This window comes from Candidatus Nitrosopumilus sp. bin_6a, assembly GCF_054095695.1.
This window is the reverse complement of record NZ_JBSWSR010000003.1, coordinates 147068-170149: the sequence shown is the minus strand read 5'-3', so window position 1 is coordinate 170149 and position 23082 is coordinate 147068. Positions and strand designations below refer to the sequence as shown.

The 23082-nt window shown below is 33.4% G+C and carries 21 protein-coding genes, 1 tRNA gene and 1 pseudogene; 13 read left to right on the top strand and 10 right to left on the bottom strand.

The genetic code is table 11. The annotated features are described in order from the left end of the window. Positions 1–1304: pseudogene (locus ACW9XA_RS04870) on the bottom strand (hypothetical protein); the annotation flags it as partial. A 28-nt stretch (positions 1305–1332) separates the two neighbouring features. On the opposite strand from ACW9XA_RS04870, the gene ACW9XA_RS04865 reads away from it, so the two are divergent. Further along, positions 1333–3441, top strand: a complete 2109-nt coding sequence (locus tag ACW9XA_RS04865; RefSeq protein ID WP_457763256.1) for a hypothetical protein — start codon at positions 1333–1335, stop codon at positions 3439–3441. Positions 3442–3458: 17 nt separating this feature from the next. On the opposite strand, the gene glyS is transcribed toward ACW9XA_RS04865, so the two are convergent. Both glyS and ACW9XA_RS04855 read right to left on the bottom strand, forming a co-directional pair. Next, positions 3459–4916 carry a glycine--tRNA ligase gene (glyS, locus tag ACW9XA_RS04860; RefSeq protein WP_457763255.1) on the bottom strand — a complete coding sequence of 486 codons (1458 nt, stop codon included), beginning with the start codon at positions 4914–4916 and terminating at the stop codon, positions 3459–3461. A 31-nt stretch (positions 4917–4947) separates the two neighbouring features. Beyond that, positions 4948–5787, bottom strand: coding sequence for a deoxyribonuclease IV (locus ACW9XA_RS04855; protein ID WP_457763254.1), 840 nt, complete (start codon positions 5785–5787; stop codon positions 4948–4950). Positions 5788–5870: 83 nt separating this feature from the next. Here ACW9XA_RS04855 and ACW9XA_RS04850 point away from each other — a divergent pair, with 83 nt between their 5' ends. Genes ACW9XA_RS04850 through ACW9XA_RS04830 form a run of 5 tightly spaced genes read left to right on the top strand, consistent with a single transcriptional unit; the run spans position 5871 to position 12459 of the window. Continuing rightward, a complete protein-coding gene (locus tag ACW9XA_RS04850) occupies positions 5871–6896 on the top strand; it encodes a DNA primase (RefSeq protein ID WP_457763253.1) in 1026 nt (341 codons plus the stop codon). Next, complete coding sequence (locus tag ACW9XA_RS04845) at positions 6896–8017, top strand: DNA primase small subunit domain-containing protein (RefSeq protein ID WP_457763252.1); 1122 nt, start codon at positions 6896–6898, stop codon at positions 8015–8017. Before ACW9XA_RS04850 ends, ACW9XA_RS04845 begins: the two co-directional genes overlap by 1 nt. Before the next feature lie 47 nt (positions 8018–8064). Then, entirely contained in the window at positions 8065–10920 is a 2856-nt protein-coding gene (locus ACW9XA_RS04840; RefSeq protein ID WP_457763251.1) for a UPF0182 family protein, read from the top strand. After that, complete coding sequence (locus ACW9XA_RS04835) at positions 10921–11463, top strand: type 1 glutamine amidotransferase (protein ID WP_457763250.1); 543 nt, start codon at positions 10921–10923, stop codon at positions 11461–11463. A 33-nt stretch (positions 11464–11496) separates the two neighbouring features. After that, the gene (locus ACW9XA_RS04830; RefSeq protein ID WP_457763249.1) at positions 11497–12459 is read left to right on the top strand and encodes a tetratricopeptide repeat protein; all 963 of its coding nucleotides are present in this window, start codon (positions 11497–11499) and stop codon (positions 12457–12459) included. On the opposite strand, the gene ACW9XA_RS04825 is transcribed toward ACW9XA_RS04830, so the two are convergent. Beyond that, positions 12460–12533, bottom strand: a tRNA-Gly gene (locus ACW9XA_RS04825). A gap of 52 nt (positions 12534–12585) precedes the next feature. On the opposite strand from ACW9XA_RS04825, the gene ACW9XA_RS04820 reads away from it, so the two are divergent. From ACW9XA_RS04820 to ACW9XA_RS04795, 6 genes are all read left to right on the top strand, one after another. After that, a complete protein-coding gene (locus tag ACW9XA_RS04820) occupies positions 12586–12759 on the top strand; it encodes a zinc-domain-containing protein (RefSeq protein WP_457763248.1) in 174 nt (57 codons plus the stop codon). Positions 12760–12957: 198 nt separating this feature from the next. Further along, complete coding sequence (locus ACW9XA_RS04815) at positions 12958–13359, top strand: 30S ribosomal protein S6e (protein ID WP_457763247.1); 402 nt, start codon at positions 12958–12960, stop codon at positions 13357–13359. Between the two features lie 31 nt (positions 13360–13390). Next, positions 13391–14653 carry a translation initiation factor IF-2 subunit gamma gene (locus ACW9XA_RS04810; protein ID WP_457763246.1) on the top strand — a complete coding sequence of 421 codons (1263 nt, stop codon included), beginning with the start codon at positions 13391–13393 and terminating at the stop codon, positions 14651–14653. Continuing rightward, positions 14646–15014: a PIN domain-containing protein gene (locus ACW9XA_RS04805; RefSeq protein ID WP_457763245.1), complete on the top strand. Its 369-nt coding sequence runs from the start codon at positions 14646–14648 to the stop codon at positions 15012–15014. Before ACW9XA_RS04810 ends, ACW9XA_RS04805 begins: the two co-directional genes overlap by 8 nt. 34 nt (positions 15015–15048) lie before the next feature. Continuing rightward, positions 15049–15501 carry a YbhB/YbcL family Raf kinase inhibitor-like protein gene (locus ACW9XA_RS04800; RefSeq protein WP_457763244.1) on the top strand — a complete coding sequence of 151 codons (453 nt, stop codon included), beginning with the start codon at positions 15049–15051 and terminating at the stop codon, positions 15499–15501. 64 nt (positions 15502–15565) lie between these two features. Beyond that, positions 15566–17692 carry an STT3 domain-containing protein gene (locus ACW9XA_RS04795; protein ID WP_457763243.1) on the top strand — a complete coding sequence of 709 codons (2127 nt, stop codon included), beginning with the start codon at positions 15566–15568 and terminating at the stop codon, positions 17690–17692. Here the strand turns inward: ACW9XA_RS04795 and ACW9XA_RS04790 are convergent. Genes ACW9XA_RS04790 through cobO form a run of 3 tightly spaced genes read right to left on the bottom strand, consistent with a single transcriptional unit; the run spans position 17689 to position 19236 of the window. Continuing rightward, a complete protein-coding gene (locus ACW9XA_RS04790; RefSeq protein ID WP_457763242.1) occupies positions 17689–17844 on the bottom strand; it encodes an RNA-protein complex protein Nop10 in 156 nt (51 codons plus the stop codon). The genes ACW9XA_RS04795 and ACW9XA_RS04790 overlap by 4 nt on opposite strands. A gap of 1 nt (position 17845) precedes the next feature. Beyond that, positions 17846–18643, bottom strand: a complete 798-nt coding sequence (locus ACW9XA_RS04785) for a S1 RNA-binding domain-containing protein (protein WP_457763241.1) — start codon at positions 18641–18643, stop codon at positions 17846–17848. Positions 18644–18684: 41 nt separating this feature from the next. After that, the gene (gene cobO / locus ACW9XA_RS04780) at positions 18685–19236 is read right to left on the bottom strand and encodes a cob(I)yrinic acid a,c-diamide adenosyltransferase (protein ID WP_457763260.1); all 552 of its coding nucleotides are present in this window, start codon (positions 19234–19236) and stop codon (positions 18685–18687) included. A gap of 69 nt (positions 19237–19305) precedes the next feature. Between cobO and ACW9XA_RS04775 the strand changes: the two genes are divergently transcribed. Further along, positions 19306–20661: a cobyrinate a,c-diamide synthase gene (locus ACW9XA_RS04775; protein WP_457763240.1), complete on the top strand. Its 1356-nt coding sequence runs from the start codon at positions 19306–19308 to the stop codon at positions 20659–20661. Here the strand turns inward: ACW9XA_RS04775 and ACW9XA_RS04770 are convergent. The 3 genes from ACW9XA_RS04770 to ACW9XA_RS04760 are packed head-to-tail and all read right to left on the bottom strand — an operon-like array spanning position 20650 to position 23082. Next, entirely contained in the window at positions 20650–21291 is a 642-nt protein-coding gene (locus ACW9XA_RS04770) for a precorrin-8X methylmutase (protein WP_457763239.1), read from the bottom strand. The two genes, ACW9XA_RS04775 and ACW9XA_RS04770, sit on opposite strands and share 12 nt — an antisense overlap. Further along, the gene (locus tag ACW9XA_RS04765; RefSeq protein WP_457763238.1) at positions 21281–22033 is read right to left on the bottom strand and encodes a sirohydrochlorin chelatase; all 753 of its coding nucleotides are present in this window, start codon (positions 22031–22033) and stop codon (positions 21281–21283) included. The genes ACW9XA_RS04770 and ACW9XA_RS04765 overlap by 11 nt, the downstream gene beginning before the upstream one ends. Further along, positions 22030–23082 (bottom strand): cobalt-precorrin 5A hydrolase, encoded by a 1053-nt coding sequence (locus ACW9XA_RS04760; protein ID WP_457763237.1) that lies wholly within the window; start codon positions 23080–23082, stop codon positions 22030–22032. Before ACW9XA_RS04760 ends, ACW9XA_RS04765 begins: the two co-directional genes overlap by 4 nt.

Here is a 23082-nt window from a genome sequence, read left to right as displayed (position 1 = left end):
TCACTATCACTATCTGATGGTACAGTTGGTGTAACTGGAGCCAAATCTGTCTCCCTATCAGAGTCACTATCACTATCTGACGGAACAGTTGACACTGATGCAGCATTTACCACTTCCCTATCAGAGTCACTATCACTATCTGATGGTACAGTTAACACAACAACAGCCAAATCTGTCTCCCTGTCAGAGTCACTATCACTATCTGACGGTACAGTTAACACTGATGCAGCATTTACCACTTCCCTATCAGAGTCACTATCACTATCTGATGGTACAGTTGGTGTAACTGGAGCCAAATCTGTCTCCCTCTCAGAATCACTATCACTATCTGACGGTACAGTTAACACTGATGCAGCATTTACCATTTCTCTATCAGAATCACTATCACTATCTGACGGTACAGTTGGTGTAACTGGAGCCAAATCTGTCTCCCTCTCAGAATCACTATCACTATCTGACGGTACAGTTAACACTGATGCAGCTAAACAAGTCTCCCTCTCAGAATCACTATCACTATCTGACGGTACAGTTGGTGTAACTGGAGCCAAATCTGTCTCCCTCTCAGAATCACTATCACTATCTGACGGTACAGTTAACACTGATGCAGCTAAACAAGTCTCCCTCTCAGAATCACTATCACTATCTGATGGTACAGTTGGTGTAACTGGAGCCAAATCTGTCTCCCTATCAGAGTCACTATCACTATCTGACGGAACAGTTGACACTGATGCAGCATTTACCACTTCCCTATCAGAGTCACTATCACTATCTGACGGTACAGTTGGTGTAACTGGAGCCAAATCTGTCTCCCTCTCAGAATCACTATCACTATCTGACGGTACAGTTAACACTGATGCAGCATTTACCATTTCTCTATCAGAATCACTCCCACTATCTGACGGTACAGTTGGTGTAACTGGAGCCAAATCTGTCTCCCTCTCAGAATCACTATCACTATCTGACGGTACAGTTAACACTGATGCAGCATTTACCATTTCTCTATCAGAATCACTCCCACTATCTGACGGTACAGTTGGTGTAACTGGAGCCAAATCTGTCTCCCTCTCAGAATCACTATCACTATCTGACGGTACAGTTAACACTGATGCAGCATTTACCACTTCCCTATCAGAGTCACTACTCATTGCTGGCGGTACATTTACACAAAGAACACCATCTAATCCTTCTACTTCTAATCCAATCATTATTAATCCGGCATCTGATGCTAAAATAATCTCTGTCACGTCAGTTAACACTAATGTTGTAGTTCCTACAGGAGGACTTACTTCAGCTACAATCAACATTAATGCTGCAAACACTGATAATGTATTCTTGGATTCTAGTGCTCTTGCAACTACAACTGCAACAACAAAAACAGTAACTTACTCTTCTGGATGGACAGTCAATCGTGATGCTGATAATAATTCTAGCATAGAAGCAAAAACAACAGTATTTGATAACACTACTTTCTCTGGTACAAACACCTGGGATGGAAAAATTGAATTACTTAGTGCTACTACAGCAACAGTTCCACCTACTACATCAGGTGATACCACCACCACATATGAAACTCCTGTACTGGTAATAGAACTTGGATCTGATCAATCTTTATCGCTAAGTAAACCTATACGAGTAGAATTCCCAACACAAGGTAACAAAGGACTATTTGCATTCTTCAAACAAGGTACTGATGCAGCCAAAGTTATAACTACTATTTGTAATGGTGATACTCTTGCTATAATTGATGGAATTAATGGAGCAGGGCAACTCAAAGCTGGTCAAGAATGTTGGAAAGATGATGGTTCTCATATCTATATCTGGACTACTCACTTGACTCAGTTTGGTGTAGCAAAAGGTACTTCATCTTCATCAGCTACTTCATCTTCATCAGATACTTCATCATCATCTAGTGGTGGCGGTGGTAGAACAGGTGTAAGTGGAGGTGCAGGTGCAAGTGCAGCAGGCTTTGGCGGAATCTTAGGCTCTCCACTTGCAATCAATGAGATTTCCTATGACAAGTGTTCAGACAACATGGCAAAAATTCTAATCTCCAGCGATGCCGATGTTCCACCAACAGTTAGAGTATCTACTGCAAAATCTGGAGTTGTATTTGGAACGTTATCTGACATACAACCATATGCTGAACTCAACGAATTCTCTGCTGTTGACAAATATCTCTATGAAATACCAATCTCATCTGATGAATCATTTATGATGGTGGTTGTTACAGAAGAAATCGGAAACACTTCCAATGTTGTACAGACTTCAGTTAAACTACTTTCATGTGAAGGAACAACAATAGTTGTTGCACTCCCTGAAGATGTTCTTCCAGAAGTTCCTGAATCCTCTACAAGATTCTTTGACACTAAAGTTAAGATTGGAAACAATACTTCAATTGATGCATCTGAATCAGAATTTTTATTCATTAACAATGAAGAGTTAACAGTATCTTCAATTGTTGATAGTCAAACAACAGTACAAAGTGTTGAACTAAGATCAATTACAATGGGACAAACGGATGCTGATTATATTGCAGTAAAGATGAGTCTGACCCAACTATTTGCTGAAAGCAATACATATGCTGTAAGTGGATCAATCCCATCATTCTTCCTTGTAGAACCAGGAATGACTTATTGGTTACACGTTACTGATGAAAATGGCGCACAAACCGAATCAACTCATTACAACATTGGTGTAAAACCAAGCATTGTATCTGACATTACACTTGAAGTTGACATACCAACAATTAGTGCATCTAACTCTATTGTAAAACCAGAGTTTTATCTATTCAACGAAGATGAGCCATCATATGGAATTGTATCGTTAGTAGTTGATGGTGAAACTGTATCACAAAAATCACAACTAATAGGTACTGGGCAAACCCAAGTCATCTTTAATTGGAATGTTCCAAGCTCTGATAGTTACGTATCATATGATATTCAAGGTATAGTTGAATTATTTGACGGAAAAGTTACCACTTCTTCTTCTCCACTTGTTACCAATCCAAAGACAATAACTGTATCTGGAACTGATATGCCTACATTAGAAATCATAGAAAGAGATGGCTCAGTCCTTGCAGATCCAGCACTAATGTATGCATCAAATACTGACTCTACTGTTAGATTTACAGTAACTGATCCGCAAGGCCAATGTATCATTGGTGGCGGAGATGAATGTCTTGTTAATGATAGTACTATGGAACAACGTGGTGGATTAAAGAGTGTTCCATATGGAGATCAAATACTTAGAATAAAGTACAGTGGTGCAAATAATTCACTTGAAAGATTCTCAATTACATCAATCGATCCAATCATTGGTCAATGGAATATATCATTAGAATCAGAAGATGGATTAATTCAACATGCAGATGCATCTGAAGATATTGATGTGAAAATAAAGTATAGATTTAATCATGATATTGTTACAATCTATTCTCAATAATTCATAAAGTAATTTGTTTATGGAAATGCAATTGATTGGATAACTTCAGAATCTAAATCAGAAATATTGATTCTTTTTTGTTCCATGGAATCTCTCATGCGTATTGTTACTGTCTCATCTTCTAGTGTCTGATGATCTACTGTGATTGCAAAAGGTGAACCAATCTCATCGAGTCTTCTATACCTTCTACCTATTGCGCCAGAATGATCCAAAAATGCATCACATTTTCTTTTTAGTTTCAAATAGACCTCATCAGTTTTCTCTTTTAATCCGTCTTTTTTCACCAAAGATAAAATTCCAATATGAACAGGAGACAAGTATGGTTTTAGGGCTAAAACTATTCTCTCATGTTCTTTGTCGTCTTTCAAACTGTGCTCTAATATGGTGTATAAACTTCTATCAATTCCCATTGAAATCTCAAATACATGTGGCAAAACTTTGTCATCTCCATCCATTATTTCGAACTTTTGTTTACTCTTTTTTTCATGACTAGACAAATCATAGTCAGATCTATAGTTGCATGCCACTAACTCCAACCACCCAATTGTAGTCTCTACTTCAAAATCAAATGCAACTTCAGCATAGAATGCTTTTTCTTTGTCACCTAGTTTTCTGAATCTACTTTTTGTAATATCTATTCCAGTTTTCTCATAAAATTCAGTCAATATTCCCAAGTAGTATGCAACAAATTTGTTTGGAATAATACCTGATTCTACTGCATCTTTACATGTCATGGAAACAGATTCTGCATCTGTTTGAACTCTAATGATGACATCTTGAATTTCTGAAAACTTTTCCATCTCTGATAGTTTATTTGGATTACAAAATACCTCAATTTCTGCCTGATAAAACTCTCTTAATCGAAGCAGACTCTGTCTTGGAGCTATTTCGTTTCTGAAACTCTTTCCAACTTGGGCAATTCCCAAAGGCAGTTTGCCTCTCATGGTCTTGTATAGTCTAGGAAAATCTACAAAAATTGATTGACATGTTTCTGGTCGTAGATATGCTTCTTCTTCTTCAGGACCAATACCTACTTTGAACATCATGTTGAAATTTTTGGTTTTGCCAAAATCACCTTTACATTTTGGACATTTGATATTATTTTGTGCAATTGCATTATCAAACTCTTCCAAGTCTGCGCTTTCAGGAATTTCAATTTGTATAAGTTCTGCAATAGTTCTATCTGCTCTAAATGTTGCATTACATTTTGTGCATTTTATAATCGGATCAGCAAAATTTCCCAAGTGCCCTGATGCCTCAAAAACTGACTTTGACATTATTTGAGAACCGTCAATTTCTAGCATTCCATCCCTTCTGACAAGTTCTCTTCTCCATAATTCTAAAAATTTATTTTTCAGACTAACTCCTGATGGACCATATTCCCAAAACCCTGCTTGCGCATCAGCATATACTTCACAGCTAGGAAAGTAAAACCCTCGCTCAAGTGCCAATTTCATAACTGCTTCATAATCCATTATAACATCAATTCACTCATGAAATAAATTTCTACGCAAATCCTTTTGCAACTCTAACGTTCTCAAAGTCATCACGGTCATCATCAATGGGAGTTTCTAAAATTATGGGGATCTTTCTCTTGTTGGCAAATTTAACAACAGATGAAATCCCTTTTTCTCCAATTCCACCTAATCCCAAATGATAATGTCTATCCAAATTACAACCTACTTCTCCTTTTGCATCATTTAGGTGAAGAATTTTTAAATTATCAATCCCAACATGTTTGTCAAATTCTGAAAAGGTTTTCTTTACGTCTTCTTCAGTTTTCAAATTATATCCTGCAACAAACGCATGACAAGTATCTAAACAAACACCAAACTTTTTTGCAGGCTTTAACTGTTTGAAAATTTCCCCCAATTGTTTAAAATCAGAACCAACAGAATTTTTTTGTCCTGCTGTATTTTCTAGCAAAATCATTACGTCATTTTTTGTCTTTCCAGCTCTGGTCAATCCTTCAACGAGCCTTTTAATTCCAGCTTCATCGCCTGTTCCCAAATGACTTCCAAGATGTGTCACTAGATACGGAATTCCTAACTGTGCACATCTTTCCATCTCATCTATCAAAGTTTTAACAGACTTCTCAAATCCATCATCTTTTGGTGTTGCAAGGTTTGGTAAATATGGCATATGTGCACAAGTTGCCAATCTATCAATTTTGCTTGCTTTGAGTTTTGCTTTAAAATTATCAATATCTTCTTTGGCAAGTGGTTTTGCATGCCATCCTCTTGGATTTCTTGTAAAAATTTGAAATGCAGAGCATTCTCTCTCAATAGCATTATCTACTGACTTGTCAATAGATCCAGATATTGAGACATGGCAACCGACTTGCATATGCAATGTTTCTTAAAACATAATTTAAACCAGAGTCAAAATCTAAAAATCAGATTTTTAAGTGAACTTAGCAAATTACTTTCATGCTTGCACTAGGACAAGATGAAATTGCGAAATATCCCTTTCTAGCAGATGCAGGACAGTATCTCAAAGATCAAGGGTTTTCACTTGAACAATTTGGATCTGATCCTGACTTGAAACAGCTTGTTGAGAAAGCATATGAAAGAATCAGAGTTGCAGCAGACGGAAAAATCTACAAATCTGATTTAGATGGAGATCATGTCTCAAAAGAGGCTGCTTTACCAAGAGAAGTCTTCTCCTTTTTGTTAGCGATTGTATTATTGAAACTAAGTGGAATGCATACTTTGATCAAAAGATTTTCCTTAGCTGAGGCAAGAAGAGCAGAAAAATACCTGGAAAAAGATCTTGCCAACATTTCAGATGAATCAAAAAATCAACTTGCAATAAGAGTAATTGATGATCTTTTTTCAGTTCAAGTAGAAAAACTAGATGACTATTTTGTTATTCCAGTATCTAATTACCTAAAACACTCTATTAATTTCCATGAAAGAGAATGGAAACTAATTAATCGACATGTAGAAGATGGCAAAGTCTATCTTTCACCACACGAAACAGTCAGACTGATAAGAAAAGAATTAGGGACATACATCAACTCAAAAATCATTAACGCAAGAACCCCTACCATGATTCCTGGTTTTGAAGACTCTGTAAGCAAACTAGTATCACTATCAAAAAAGTTTGTAACTTATACCGTTACTACTGGAGAATATCCGCCATGTGTAAAACATGCAATTGAAATCCTTGAAAAGGGAGAAAACCTCCCTCATTCTGGACGATTTATGCTGGCAACTTTTCTTTTATCAAAAGGACAGTCAGTTCAACAAATTGCACCATTATTCAAAAATGCTCCTGATTACAATGAACGTGTTACTTTGTATCAGCTTAATCATCTGGCAGGTACATCAGGATCTGGAACTCATTATTCATGCCCATCATGTGAGAAATTAAAAACACAAAATCTATGCTTTGCAACATCAGAGTGTGATAATATAATCAATCCCTTACAATTTGGAAGGAAGAAAAAATAATGCAAGATGCTGATATACAATTTCTGGAAAATTCTTTTAAGAAATATTATTTTGAACATTTTGATCAAATCAAAGTTCCAGAAAGAACCTCTGAAAGAGAATTTGGCTATCAAAAATTCAATTCTGGAATGACTCGTCATATTGCAATAAAGGATGACAAAGAATTACATCTAATGTTAATACAAAACATTCCGTCTGATGTTTACTGCTCTAATGCATACTATACATTTCCTAATTTACCTATGAATGAAAAAGATTGGAAAGAGGCTGATCTAATTTTTGACATTGATGCAAAAGATCTTAATTTGTCATGTAGAGAAAATCACACAGTATCAATTTGCAATGAATGTAATGAGGTAACAAAAAACTCTCTACAATGTCCAAAATGTAATTCCACTAAATTAGAAAAAAAATCTTTGCCATGCAAAAATTGCATTGATGCATCAAAAACAGAAGTCTCAAAACTGTCTCAAGTTTTAATTGATGATCTTGCAATAATCAAAGATAACATACATGTCTATTTTTCTGGTAATGAAGGATTTCATGTTTATGTGTATGATTCACAGTTTCAGGAAATTGGATCAAGAGAAAGATCAGAGTTAACTGATTATATTTCATTGCGTGGAGCTATTCCCGAAACATTTGGAATGAAAAAACTAAAACAAGATCGTGCATCATTTCCTGACTTTAATGAGAAAGGTTGGAGAGGAAGATTTGCAAAACAAATTTTTGGCTCAAAATCTAAGCGCTCAAAAATAATCACAGAATTACTTGCAAATGGCTATTCTTCTTTTCAAAAAACTCTTGATGATTTATCTGAAAGCATTGGAGTAAAAATAGATCCTAATGTAACTATGGACATTCACAGAATTTTTAGATTGCCTGGTTCAATTAACAGTAAAAGTGGATTAACAAAGATTCAATGCAATGATTTGACAAAATTTAATCCATATGTAGAAGCATCTTTTCTTAGCGATGATACGGTAGAAGTTTTTGCAAACTGTCCAATTGAATTTAAATTAAAAAATAAAACATTTGGACCCTACATCAACGAAAAAGTAACGGTTCCCACATTTGCTGCAGTTTACATGATTTGTAAAAAACTAGCTAGAATCGCTTGATTTTGCTGGTAAGACATTAATTTACCGAATCTGAATAAAATTTAGTTTTGTATAGCGCCTCTACTGATAAGCAAGCTCCACCCCCTGATGCTGGAAAATACATCAGATTAGGTATTGTTGCAATTATTGGAATTGTGATTTTCACTATGGTGGGTAACCAGGCAGTAATTTTATCAATGAATTTCACTGAATTTGGCGATCAATTTTCTAAACCTCTCTACTATACACTTGTTTCTGCAATAATTTTATCTGCTATTGCTCTTATTCGGGTCAACATCGCAGGACGTTCTTCAATTTTCTGGTATGCAATTAGTACTGGAATCGGATTTCTAGGTGGCGGTGGACAACAACCAATCTCAAACACACTGAAAAGTTTTAGAGATCACAAATTATCTATACCGCAATTTGTAATCTGGCAAATCACAAAGATTCTGCTTTTTGGAGCTTTCTTTGCAAATATCATGTTTGGATTTGCAGCCATGTCCTTTATTGATGGAAATACTTTGGGATTGGAACATTTACCATCCTTGTTTACTTTGCCATTTGTAACTCCAGATACCAATCCAAACTATGCATCAGAAAATGTTATTCCGATGATTCCTGCTTTGGCAATTTTGATTCCACCATTACTTGCAGCCATTGGACTACGTCTAGTTTTGTATGTTGGAATTCACAGAATAATTAATGTAATTACGTCTTATCTTCAAGATTCTAATGAAGGAAAACCACGATATCTAAATTACGTTTCAACAATTGAAGGAATAATTGGTATAGGCATTATTTGGGCTGGAATCAATTTATTTTTTACAGATCAAATTGATTACAACACAAGATATGTAATTGGAGGTACTCTTGTCATAGGTTTTGCATTAATTGCATTTTCAGTAGTTGATAGAATCAGAGCACGTGTTTTAACTCATATGTTTAAGAGAGATGTGTATATCAGATTTTTGACAATCGTTGCTATTGCAATAATTGTAGCTGGAGTTGTTTCAGTTAACAATAGTATTGCAGATGCTAAAAAGATTGAATTTTTGGGCCCATATACAGCTCAACAAATAGGAGTAAATCGTTATTTGGGTGAACTAAATGATGTACAAGAAAACATTCATGACGTTCAACTAAAATCTGTCTCAGCAAATAATATCAAAAATTATGTAAAACAAAACAGTGATGTTCTTGATGTCATTCGAGTTTGGGATTGGGAAGCAGCTTTTGCTAAATTAAAACCAGAGATAGGATTGATTCCATATGTTGACTTTGAAGACAATGATATTCTCCGCTTTAACAATACTTTGTACTGGACAGCCTCAATGAAACCAATCTTGCCAACATCTGTCAGCCTTGAAAACAGATGGTACAATGAACATCTTGTTTATACACATGTTCCTGATGGATTTCTTACTCTAGAAGCAACTGATGGGCAAATTGTTGACAGTGGTGAGTTCTTCAAGCAACGAGAAATTTACTATGGTGAGGGCGGATTATTTGAGCAGACATGGTCTGCTTATCCTAATTCACGAGGCGATAATAGTGCAGAACTTGGAGGAGCATCTTATTCAGGACTAGGTGGACTGGATGTTTCACCACCATTAAGTTGGATATTTGAGCCAAACTTTTTGCTTTCATTTCCAGGAGAATCAGTACACATTATGAGATACAAAGATGTTCATGATAGAATGGAAATCCTATATCCTTACTTTCTTTATGATTTGTTTGGAAAAGAATTAGATTCACTTCCTGTAACTGATGGGGAAAATTCCTATTGGCTTATTCCACTAATTATTGGATTTGATACTGGAGATGTTCCATGGTCTGTCGGAAACCCATACTTGCGTTTAGTAGGTTATGCACTGGTCGATTCTTACAATGGTGATATTCAGTTATTAAAAACTGGAGATGATTTCTTTACTGAAATGTTTGCTAGCCAATACTCTGAACAATTCAAACCAATGCCTGCTTGGTTAGAAGAACAAATCAGATATCCTGTTGAATTATTCAATTGGAAAACAGAGATGTATAACATATACCACGTTACTAATGTAGAGACATTTATCCAAGCCAATGAATTTTATGAAATTCCTCGTGGACTTGACACATATTATGTTGAAGCAAAACCTCCTGGTTTTGATCAAACAGAATTCGTGGGATTACTCTCTTTAGAATTACGAGGATCTCAAGGCAGAAACCTTGCAGGATACATGGTAGTAGAAAATGATCTTACTAACTTGGGAGATATGCAATTTTATGAAGTACCGTTAGATTCTACAACTAAACTTATTGGTCCTACAGCAGTCAGAGAGGCACTTGATAGAGATCCAGAATTTGCTCAACTGAAAACTCTTCTAAGAAATCCAAGAGTCGGTGATAATATTCTGTACCGTGTAGGTGATCATGATATTTACTTTATTCCTGTTTATACTGCAGGTGCTGGTGGAGTTGTTGCTCAATTAGGAACCATTGCAGCAGTAGGTGCTGCATTTAATGGAGAATATTTTGTGGGATTAGGTGAAACTCAAGAAAAAGCATTTGAAGCATATTTGAAGAAAGTTTCTGGTGTGTCATCTACAACAACCACAGTTGATGATGATTATGTAGAATTGATTAGAAGTGATAGGATCGATATTATAAAATCGCTATTTGAAAGAAACGGAATCTCTGTTTCAGAGCCAACATCTATTCAAATTCCACTATCATTTAATGAAGGAGAGTTATTTTTCTTTACTGAAAGTGATCGTGTAGATGCAGAAGAATTCTTGCTTGAATTCATAGATGACTTTGTAAAACCACGTAGTGACAGAGTCTTCATGTGGCAAGAAGATACAAATCTCAACATTGGAACTGTATTTGTAAAAGATGGACTTCCTGAGATACATTATGTCTCAATAGAGGTAGGCAACTAATTGCTTCTTGTTGTTGATAACGGTTCTATATACACAAAAAAATTAACTGATTTTTTAACTCAAAAAAATATTTCATTTGAAAAGCAATCTCCACAACTTCTAAACTTGGATCTCCTTTCAAACTATGAATCTTTCATTCTTTCTGGAAGAAGAAAAAATGAAAAAAAGATCAATGAAATAAACTCCAAAATTATTACATATTGTATAAAAAACAATAACAAATTACTTGGAATATGTTATGGTGCAGAAATTTTGGCTCTCACTTTAGGCGGTACTATAAGAAAAACTCTTTCACTTCAAAAAGGAAGTGAATCAATACAAATTATGATGGAAAGCCCAATCTGTAAAAATTCAATAAAAGTTTTTGAAAGCCACAGTTATGAAATATCTAAACTACCTACTATCTTGATTCCACTAGCTGAATCAAAGAATTGTAAATATGAAATTATCCAATATGAAAAAAAACCAATCTTTGGAACCCAATTTCATCCTGAAATGAGTCAAGACGGTAATGACTTGATTGAAAAATTCTGTTCACTCTGATTGATTTTAATAACTCCAGAATTTCTTCATTTTATGGAAGAAGAAAATCATGAATTATTATTGCCACTTGTAGATGAAGAAAATATTTGTCTCCCTTTACCAATTAACGTGGTATCAAAATATTGGAATATTGATTTGCCTATGGCAGAAGCCTTAGAATCTGCAAAAAAATATTCTGGATTTGATGGCAGTATTCTGATTGAGGGAATAGAAACAGCAGAAAGACATGGATTAACCTGTAAAATAATTCATTCATCCTTGTCTGAACTGAAAAAAATTATTGATTTAGGAATTCCGCCAATTGTTATCCTTCCAGGTATTCCTGAGATCACACAACACGCTTCTGTAATTACTGGTTATGATGAAGTAGAGAAAACAATTTTGCATTATATTCAAAAGGGAAATCAAGAGGGCGAGCAACAAGAAGGTGCAATTCCTCAAGATGTTTTTGAGAAAGAATGGTCTGAAGAAGGAAGATTGATGATAATCTTGGCTCCCTCTGACATTTTACATTCAATAGATTTGAAAAATGACTCTAATGAAAAATCAAATAGATTATGCCTTGTTTCTGAAAAACAAAATATTTTAAAAAATAATGCTGAAGCACTTGAATCATTAAAACAAGCTTTAGATCTTGATGAAGACAATTCTACTGCACTTAATCTATTTGGCGCGATGCTTAACGCTCAAAATTCTCTAGAATGCATAAAATATTATGAGAAATGCTTGCAAGTCAACAGTAATTCATACTTGAGTTATAACGGCCTAGGAAATTTTTATCTTAAAACAGGCCAATTTGATAAAGCAGAAAACTCATACGATAAAGCAATTAAAATTAATCCTAAACGTTCTGCAAAAATATACAAAAACCGTGCTTATCTTAGGGAAAAACAAAACAATAATTCTGGAGCAAAAGATGATCTTAAAAATTATCTAAAATATTTTCCTAAAGCTCCTGACAGGGGAATAATAGAGCAAGCAATAAGAGAATTATAATGCGGAGTGCGGGATTTGAACCCGCGGCCTTCAGCTTGGGAAGCTGACATCTTACCAGACTAGACAAACTCCGCCCAATAGAAATTCATTGATTATGATTAAATATCTTAATTTGTTAACAAAAACATGGATGCAAGATGTCCTGAATGTGAAAAAGTTGCAATATTAGATGATGATATAACCAATGTGAAATGTCCACATTGTAACTTTAAAGCAGATTACGAATCATACATTGAAATTATGAAAGATCAAGCAATCAACATGTCATCTGATTATATTCCAGATAGACCTGGACTTTAATTACCAATAATTTCCTTTATCAGAACAATCTAAATGAGCTCCACAATTAGGGCAGAACATATGACACACTTGCATGTCTACCATCTTATTATCACATCTTGGACATCTGATCTCATCCACCATGACTATCTTTGTTAATCTTGATTTAAAAATAATGTCCAAAGGTTAATTAGTCGTTCAACTTTTATTTTGAAATAATTGGCAAACTTCAAGCTTACAATATCTGACATTAAAGGAAAATCTGTTTCAAAGGAACTCAAAGACAGTGATGCCAACCCTTTGTTGGGATTGCAGTTAGGAAATGAAACTGATGCATCAGTTGTCGGATTGACTGGAAAACTAAAACTCACTGGAGGCAGTGATAAATCTGGTGTTCCAATGAGAAATGATGTTCATGGTGCAGCAAGAAAAAAAGTTTTGCTTTCAAAAGGTGTTGGTTTACAGGATGCAGAATATGGACAGAGAAAAAGAAAACTAATGCGCGGAAATACAATATCTGAAGAAATCTATCAAGTAAATTGTAAATTTGATGGAGAATTGCCAGTTGAAGCTCCTACTGAAGAATCTGCAGAAGAAAAAACTGAAGATAAAAAAGAATAACTTAACATATACCGATTTTACTTTTTGACTCATGCATTGGAGAGAAACTCTTCCTGATTGGTACATCAAAAAATATGGTTATCAGCCATGTGTTAACATTGGTACTGCCGGCCACGTAGATCATGGAAAAACTACTCTAATTCAAGCTTTGACTGGTTCATGGACTAGTGTACATAGTCAAGAACTAAAACGTGGAATTACTATACGTGTTGGTTATTCTGATGCAGCTTTTTACAAATGTAAAAAATGTGAAGAGCCTTTAGGATATTCTACAACTCCAAAGTGCAATAATTGTGGAAAAGAAAGTGAATTATCAAGAGTCGTTAGTTTTGTAGATAGTCCTGGACACGAGAGTCTTATGGCAAACATGCTTTCAGGTTCAGCATTAATGGATGGAGCTTTACTTTTAGTTGCAGCAAATGAAAAAGTTCCTAAACCGCAAACAAAAGAACATTTGTTAGCTCTTCAAACACTTGGAATTCAACAAATTGTAGTTGTACAAAATAAAGTAGATTTACTTTCTTACAATGAAGCTCTTAAAAATTATCAAGATATTACAAAATTTGTTAAAGGAACACATGCTGCAAAAGCACCCGTAATACCAATTTCTGCGCAATCTGGATTAAATATAGATGCATTAATTGGAGCAATTGAATCAACGATAAAAACTCCTGACAGAGATGAGAAAACAGACACTGTTATGCATGTTTTACGTTCTTTTGATGTAAACAAGCCTGGAATAAAACTAAAGGATATGAAGGGCGGTGTAATTGGTGGGAGTCTTACTCAGGGAGTTTTCAATATTGGTGATGAAATTGAGATAAAACCTGGAATTATGAATGAAAAGAAAAAGACTTACGAACCACTCTTAACAGAAATCACTTCGTTAGGAACTGCCGCAGGAATTGTTGAATCAGTAAAGCCTGGAGGTTTGGTTGCAATTGGAACAAAATTAGATCCTTCCATGACTAGAAGTGATTCGTTTATTGGATCAGTTATTGGTAAACCTGGAACCCTACCAGAAAATTCCACTCTATTAAAATTAGAAGTAAATTTGTTTGATTCTGCTGTAGGCATAACTGAAGATGTAAAAGTTCAACCAATTCAATCAGGTGAATTACTCCGATTAAATATTGGAACTGCACCTGTATTGGGCAAAGTAATCCAGGTTAAATCAAAAAATATTGAAATTGAACTAAGAAGGCCTGCATGTATCTTTGAAGGTGGTAATGTTGCAATTAGTAGGAGAATTGCTGAAAGATGGAGATTAATTGGTGCAGGAATAGTTGGTTGAAGTAATCTGTGATACATCTTTCCTTATTCATCTAGCTACTAATAGAATTAAAAATATTGATAATTTGGATGTAGAGATAGGTCAAATCACTTTTGTCGTTCCACAAGTTGTAAAAAATGAATTATTACAATTGGAAAAAATCCCAGAAAAAAAACAAGAAATTAGACTAACTCTAGATTATATCAAAAATTTCAAAATAATTCCAATTCTAGGTTCATTTGCTGATAAAGAATTGATTAGTTATGTTTCAAAAAATCGAGTGATTATAGCCACAATGGATAAAGAATTAAAAAAAAAGATCAAAAATAATGGGAGTTCAATTATTTCATTTTCAAATAATAGAATAATTTTAGAATCTTAGAAATATTTAACTTAAAGATCTACCAAGTGATAATATGGCTTTAATATTGACAAGTACAGCATTTGAAAATAATGGAATTATTCCAAAAAAATATGGATATAAACATGGAAACATTAGTCCTCCTTTGAAAATACACGAAATTCCTGAAAATACAGTTTCTCTTGCATTGATAATGGATGATCCTGATGCGATGGGAGCTGTTGGAAAAGTTTGGGTACATTGGGTTGTGTGGAATATCGAAACTGAAAATAATGAATTTAAAGAAAATTCTATTCCTTCAACCTGTATTGAAGGAGAAACTGATTTTGGTGAAATTGGTTATGGTGGGCCAGCTCCTCCAGACAAGGAGCATACATATATTTTCAAATTATATGCATTAGATCAAAAATTAATTGCGAATAAAGGCTCGACTAAAAAAGAAATTGAATTAGAAATGAAAAACCATATTATTACAGAGACTGTCCTTCGAGGAAAATATGCTCCTTGATTTTTAACTATTTTAGGATTTTTTATACAAAGAATAATAAGCAAAGTTTTTTGGGAAATAATGATTGATAACTAACTCTAAACTTGTTTCCATTGGTAACTTTGATTTCAAATTAAACCATTTACTAGTCATTGGAATTCTTATTTTATCATTTACTGTGTCATTTCTTTTACGTGTTCAACCTGCTGATTTTGGTTTTGAATTAAATGAATTTGATCCTTTTTTTAATTATCGTGCAACTCAATACATTATTGATAATGGTATTCCAGCATATTTTGAATGGAATGATGATCTTAGTTGGTATCCTCACGGTAGAGATGTGTCTTCAAACTCTCAAGTTATGCTTCACCTTACAGCAGCTATAACTTATTGGATTTTTGGTGGAGGTATAGATCTATATGATTTTACAATTATGTTTCCAGTGATCTTTTCTTCATTGTCTGTAATTGTAATCTTTGCATTGGTTAGAATAATTGGTGGTACAACCGCTGGATTATTTTCAGCTATTTTGTTTTCTGTTTCTATTCCATTGATACTTAGAAGTCCTCTTGGATGGTTCAAATCTGAACCTCTAGGAATATTTTTTAGTCTTTTGTTTATTTATTTATTATTAAGTGGAATAAATTCAAAAAATAAAAAAATTGCATTTATCAAACTTGTCGGTGCAGGAATTTTTACAATTTTTTCTATTTCTGCTTGGGGTGGCAATCAATTTTTTATTATTCCAATAGTAATTCTATTTTTAGCTTTACCTTTTTTGAGAACAGATCATAAATTCATAATGTGGGCTATTCCAGTTTATGCAATTACTGCAATTTTAATTTCTTTCATGTTTGAGCGAGTGAATATATTTGGATTGTGGGGAATTTCATTAATATTTTCTACTATACTTTCAATTTCTTGCATTTTGATTCAAAGGAAAAGCTCAAAAAACAAACAAAGAAATGGTTTGTTATTTTTAGTTGCTCTTTTAGTCATCACTGGTATTATTTTTATAATAGGTTCTGAATCAGACTTTTTACCATCCGCAAGTCATAGATATCTTAATGCTATAAATCCATTTTTAACTACAACAGATCCATTAGTAGATTCAGTTTCTGAGCATGCAACAACAACATTAGCTCAATCATTTTTATTTCATTCTGTTTTAATGATTTTCTCAGGTATTGGAATTTGGTTAATAATTAAAAATATTCAAACAAAAAATTCTAATTTTATAAATAATGACATGTTATCTTTTTCATTAGCTTTAGGTATTTGTGGAGTTTATATCAGTTCAACATTTGTTAGATTAGAAGTTTTTGGTTCAATTGCTGTTATTATTTTAGCATCTTTGGGTTTAACAGCATTAACAAAAGGATTTTTTAAAAATAATTCTCAATCTAAAAAACCAATTCATAAATTATTACAACTTTCATTTGTTGCAGGAATAATTCTTCTTTTGCTATCTCCGTTAATTTATCCTATAGGTTCAGAACCTTCATCAATTGCACATGCTCCGCCTACAATTTTGAATGGTGGTTCATCTTTTACAATTAGCACTAATGATTGGCTGGATGCATTAGATTGGATGAAAAATAATACTCCTAATGATGCTGTAATTGCAGCATGGTGGGATTATGGATATTGGATTCAAACAATGGGTGAAAGATCTACATTGGCAGATAATTCTACAGTTAACACTCAAATAATTAAAAATATAGCAAAAATGTTACTTAGTAATCCTGATTCTGCTTGGAATACTCTTAATGAAATGCAAGCTGATTATGTATTGATATTTGTGGCTGGTGAAAAATTGAATATAAACACACCTGAGTCGTATTATACATTATCAGGTGGTGGCGATGAATCAAAAAAACAATGGTTTATGAAGATAGCTGGATATGATCTTTCAAAATATTTGGAGGCAGATAGTATTAGCGGAACTGATTATTTTTGGAATGAAACTTTACTTGGAAAAATGACTCCATTCTCTCTATTAGGATATGTAAATCCAAACAATCCAAATCAACAATCTCCTACATTTGTTCCAGGAATGATTGGTATCTATGAAAAAGATATCAAATTCTCTAGTGATGATGGACCATTAAGATTAGTCTATGCATCATCTGGCTTTACTGAAGAAAAAGTTGGACCAATGCTTGGAATTTTTATCTATGAAATAAACAAAGATTACAAATCCTTGTCTTAGGAATATCTTTCAGCTAATCTATATCTCATGTATTTATCGTCTGGTGAAAATTTTGCAGGATGTACAGAAACAGTCTCTTCATTACACTTTGGACATTTTTCTTTTAGTGTATAATGATTACACTTTGAACATTTTCTTAATAAAAACCTCATACTAGTTTTCTCTCGTTTTCTTTGATTCTTCCCTGATGAATTTGAATGATCCTTTTTTCTTTTCAATGTTTGTTTGAATTTCTTCAACAATAGGCTTTAGTAATTTCTCAGCAGATTTGAAATCCTCTGAAACTATAGAGAGTCTGTATTTTGGTGCTCCTAAATATGTAATGTCTATAGTAGAATCTTTTTTAATTACATCTAATAGCGTCTTTTTAATTATTTCAACCCCGTCTGATTTATTGTTTGTAATCTCCATAATTCCTCTGATTTCTACTGAAGGAAGTTTTATTTTTGAACAAATATCTTCAATTACTGTCGCAGTTTTTTTAGCAATTTTTAATTCCTTTACTGACTCTATGCCATTTCTTCCAATAGATATGAAAGCATCATACACTGAATCAAATTTTGAATAAATACTATCTTCTAACTTTTCAATTTCTTCATCTGTTAATTTAGCCTTTTCCTGAACATTTTGTAATAATGTTTTACCTTTTTCGAATTTTTTAACTTCTTTTAGCTTTTGTTTTTTCTGATCTTTTGATACCTGTTTTAATGAAAGATCTATGTCTCCACGTTGAGCATTTACTTTTTTTACTAGGAGAACTTTTTTCTCCCCGTCTCTTACAAATCTATTAACTGATCTAATCCAACCTGGAGCAATTTCTGAGATGTGTAAAAACCCTTGAATGTCATCATATTCATCTAATGTAACATATGCTCCATGATCCATTACTTTGGTAATTGTAGCAAGAACAATTTCTCCCTGCTCAGGCATTTCTTGAATTTCAGTAGACATTTCTTCTAAAACTCTCTTCTGCGTAAATTAATGTTTGCTGGTTAGAAATCAATACCTTCCTTTGCCTTGATTCCTTCCTGAAATGGATGTTTAATCTCTTTCATTTCTGTAACTAAATCAGCAATTTCAATGATTTCATCTTTGGCATAATTTCCAGTTAGTACCAAATCCACATTTTTTGGCTTTGATTTAATAATATCTAAAACATCATTTACTGAAATCAAATTAAGATTCACTGCATAGTTTATCTCATCCAAAATTACAATATCATAGTTACCTGATTGAATTTTTTGATTACTTACTCTTATTGCCTCTTTGGCAATTTTTTGATGATCTTCTTTTGGACTTTTATCGTCAATTATACCAACAAACCCTTTGCCCACAGCTACCATTTCAAATTCAGGCTCTAGTCTTTTTGATGAATCCATTTCTCCATAATGCCAGGAACCTTTGATAAATTGAATCATACATGTTCTCTTTTCATATCCGGTAGCACGTAATGCAATACCTAAAGCTGCAGTAGTCTTCCCTTTACCTTTTCCAGTATAAACAATTGTCAATCCATCCTTTTCCATAAATGATGCTTGGTGGATCTTACTAAAAACATTAAGGATTTTTTGGAATCTATCAATTTAAATAAAAAATGATTATAGTCATGCAAATTGAGAATACCTAGAATTGTAATTGCTGGTGCTACAAGTGGAGTAGGTAAAACATCAATCACATGCTCAATAATTTATTCTCTGCAAAAAAATGGATTTTCTGTTCAACCTTTTAAGGTTGGACCTGATTATATTGATCCAGGCTATCTGTCAAGTATTTCAAAACATGAAACATACAACTTGGATGCTTGGCTGATGGGTAAAAATCATCTTTTGAATAGTTTCATTTTAAATTCTAAATCTGATATATCTGTGATAGAAGGTGTAATGGGATTCTATGATGGCTATGGCGGTAATTCAAACTATGCTAGTACGCATCATGTAGCCTCGCTAACAAAATCACCTGTACTGCTAGTTTTGGATGCAAGTAAAACTTCTCGTTCTATTGCTGCAACTGCACTTGGATTCTTAAAATTTCATAGAAATTCTTGTATTGCTGGAATTATTCTTAATAAAATAGGCAGTAAAAAGCATGAGCTATTATGTAGAACTGCTCTTGCTGAAACAAAAATCCCAATCGTTGGCGTAATTCCAAAAAACCCTTTACTTGAGATGCCCTCAAGACATCTCGGATTAATTTCTACATTAGAGAATAAAGTTCTAAAAATTCAAATTCAAAAAGTTGCAAAAATAATTTCAGAATATATTGATATAAATAAGATAATTAAAATCGCAAAAAATTCTCCCACTCTTATTAAAAAACTAAAACCCATACACAAAAAAGTAGAAACTACTATTGCAGTTGCCCTTGATACTTCATTTAATTTCTATTATCAAGATAATTTGGAAGCATTACGTCGTGAAGGAGCAAATTTAAAATTTTTTAGTCCTGTAAAAGATAAAAAAATTCCAAAATGTGATGGGCTTTACATTGGTGGTGGTTTTCCAGAAATTTTGGGTGACTCACTTTCAAAAAATCAAACAATGAAAAAATTAATTAAAAAATTGTCCGAAGACAATCTTCCTATTTATGCTGAATGTGGTGGGTTGATGTATTTAACAAAATCTATCTCATCCCAAAACAAAAAATACAAAATGATTGGTATTTTTGATGCTGAAACTAAAATGACAAAGAAAATGAAACTCAACTATACCAAAGGTAAAATTATTTCAAATAATCCAATTTCTGAAAAACTACATGATTTTCATGGTCATGAGTTTCATTACTCTGAATTAGATTCCATATCACCTGATTCAAAATTTGCGTATTCATTAGAAATTGGTGATGGAATTAGAAAACAACAAGATGGATTAATTCAAGATAATACGTTGGCGTCTTATGGTCATCTGTATTTTGATAGTTCAAATTATGCCCAAATTTTTGTTGAAAATTCTTTAAAATATTCAAAAAGATGATTCTGCACGGATCAATTTGAATAATGCATTAATTGTAGCAGACACTGAAGAACTTCCGCCTTTTCTACCAATATTGGTGATAAATGGGGTATCTTCCAACTTTGATAATTCTTCTTTTGATTCTGCAGCACAGATGAATCCAACTGGAATTCCAATAATCAATGCGGGTTTGACAATATCTTCTTTGACCATCTGAATTACTTCTTGAAGAGCAGTAGGTGCATTTCCTATTGCAACAACTCCCCCATCAATATCTGATGCAGCAGTCCTCATTGATACTTGAGAGCGAGTTTTGCCTTCTTTTTTTGCTAATTCCATAATTTCTGGCTTTGAAATATTACAAACTATATTGTTTCCAAAATCCTTAGGATTTTGTTTATTCATTCCTCCAATAACCCCATTTACATCAACTACTATACTGCAACCATTTCTCAAAGCATTCATACCACTTTCAATTGCATTCTTATGAAAAATTAATCTATTTTTATCTGCAAAATCAAAGTCTGCTGTTGAATGAATGATTCTTCTGACAATAGGCCATTCTTTTTTGCTAAAATTATGTGGACCTATCTCGTTTTCGATCATTTGCATACTTGCGTCTTCAATTGATTGCCCTTTCTTAGTTTGCATCTTCTACCTCTTTTGCTCTTTCTAAAATCAAATCTATCATCTTTTGATCAGTTCCAATATGTTTTGTAATGAATGCTTTTTCTATGGAGGATTTTTCAAGTGCTGGTATCAAATCATTGTTAATATCGGTTTTAACATGAGCACCTTCATGAAGAAAATAAAACACAATTATCAATACTTTTGGATTATCTTTTTCACATTTTTTAATTCCTTCAAAAATATCTGGTTGCTCAATTTCTAACCAGCATCTACTAACATTTCTATACGAATTTGTTAATGAATTTACTATGTAATCTAATGATCTTTGTGCATTAGGATCTTTACTTCCATGACCAATAATCATTATGTCTATCTCATCATTTGAGAGTGTAATTCCATTTTCTTTTAATGTTGTAGATATTCTATTTTGAACAACATTCACCAGTGTTTTATGCATACTCATTTGTTTTGTAACCACAAATTTTACTTTGGTATTTGCTTGTAATTTCATAACATCTGTAACTGCATTTTTTACTTTTTTACCTGGATACAAAAAATAAGGAACAATAGTTAAAGAATCAATATCTTTTTTGAGGCATTTAGTAATTCCATCCTCGATATATGGGGGTTCGACCTCTAGAAAACAATAATCCACAATAACATAGTCGCCTTTTGCCTTGATTCCTTTGCAAATCACATCTAGTTCTTCAGATGCCTCTCTTTCTCTACTTCCTCTATCAATTAGCAGCAATCCTCTTTTCAATTCATTATCCTCGCTATAGCTATAGTCAAATTTGGTGGGAATTTTTGCTTTTCTACTATTAATTCCCCTTTTGATACTTTGATAGCAGCAGCTTCCGAAACACTTGGAGTTCCTTCAAATGCTTTTACTATTTTTGAGGGATTTGGAGCAGTAATTTCTGCCAAATCTTCTCTATTTACATATTCTATCGGAATATTCATCTCCTTGCCAAGATCAATCAATCCTTGAACATCTTGAGGTTTTTTTATTGACACCAACTTTGCAATAGATTTTGGACTGAGATTAAATTTTTCTAAACAATGTTCTATTCCTTCTCTTATGGTATCTTTTGTTGTATCCCAATGTAATCCAATTCCAACAACCAAGCTTGGGGGACGATATATCACAGATTCTCTAGAAATTTCTTTTTCAATAATTCTATCTGAAATTATAAGATAAGCCTTGGAATTTGATTTTTTTAAATTTTTCATATTATCATATATCGCAACATTTTTTGGCAATTTTTTATACCACTTTCTTTCTCCTGCCTCTTGAAAAACACCTATTGGTTCTTCATTTACCATATGTGCACTAATTTTTGTCACAGTTGATTCATCCTCTATTTTCCAATTGTATTCTCTTCCAACTAGATCAACTGCTATTGTTTTGTTAACATCTGCTGCAGTAGTAATTACAGGCATGGCTCCAAGCTTGTCTGCTATTTCTTGAGTTAGTTCATTGGCTCCTCCTATATGACCAGATAAAACACTGATCACAAAATTTGTTTGATCATCAATTACAATTACGGCAGGATCTGTCTTCTTCTCTTTCAAATATGGTGCAATTAGTCTAATTACTGCTCCTAATGAAAAAATACAGATTAATGCATTATTTTTTTTAAAAAGTTCAACAATTTTCTCTGTAGTAGGCTCAGAATACCATGTAATTCCAACTGATTCATTTGTAAGTTTTGATGGAGCAAATACATCCCAATCTGGAAAGAATTTTTTTAGATTTTCTCCTATGTTTATCCCATTTTTAGTAATAGCAAGAACTGAAATTTTTTCCAT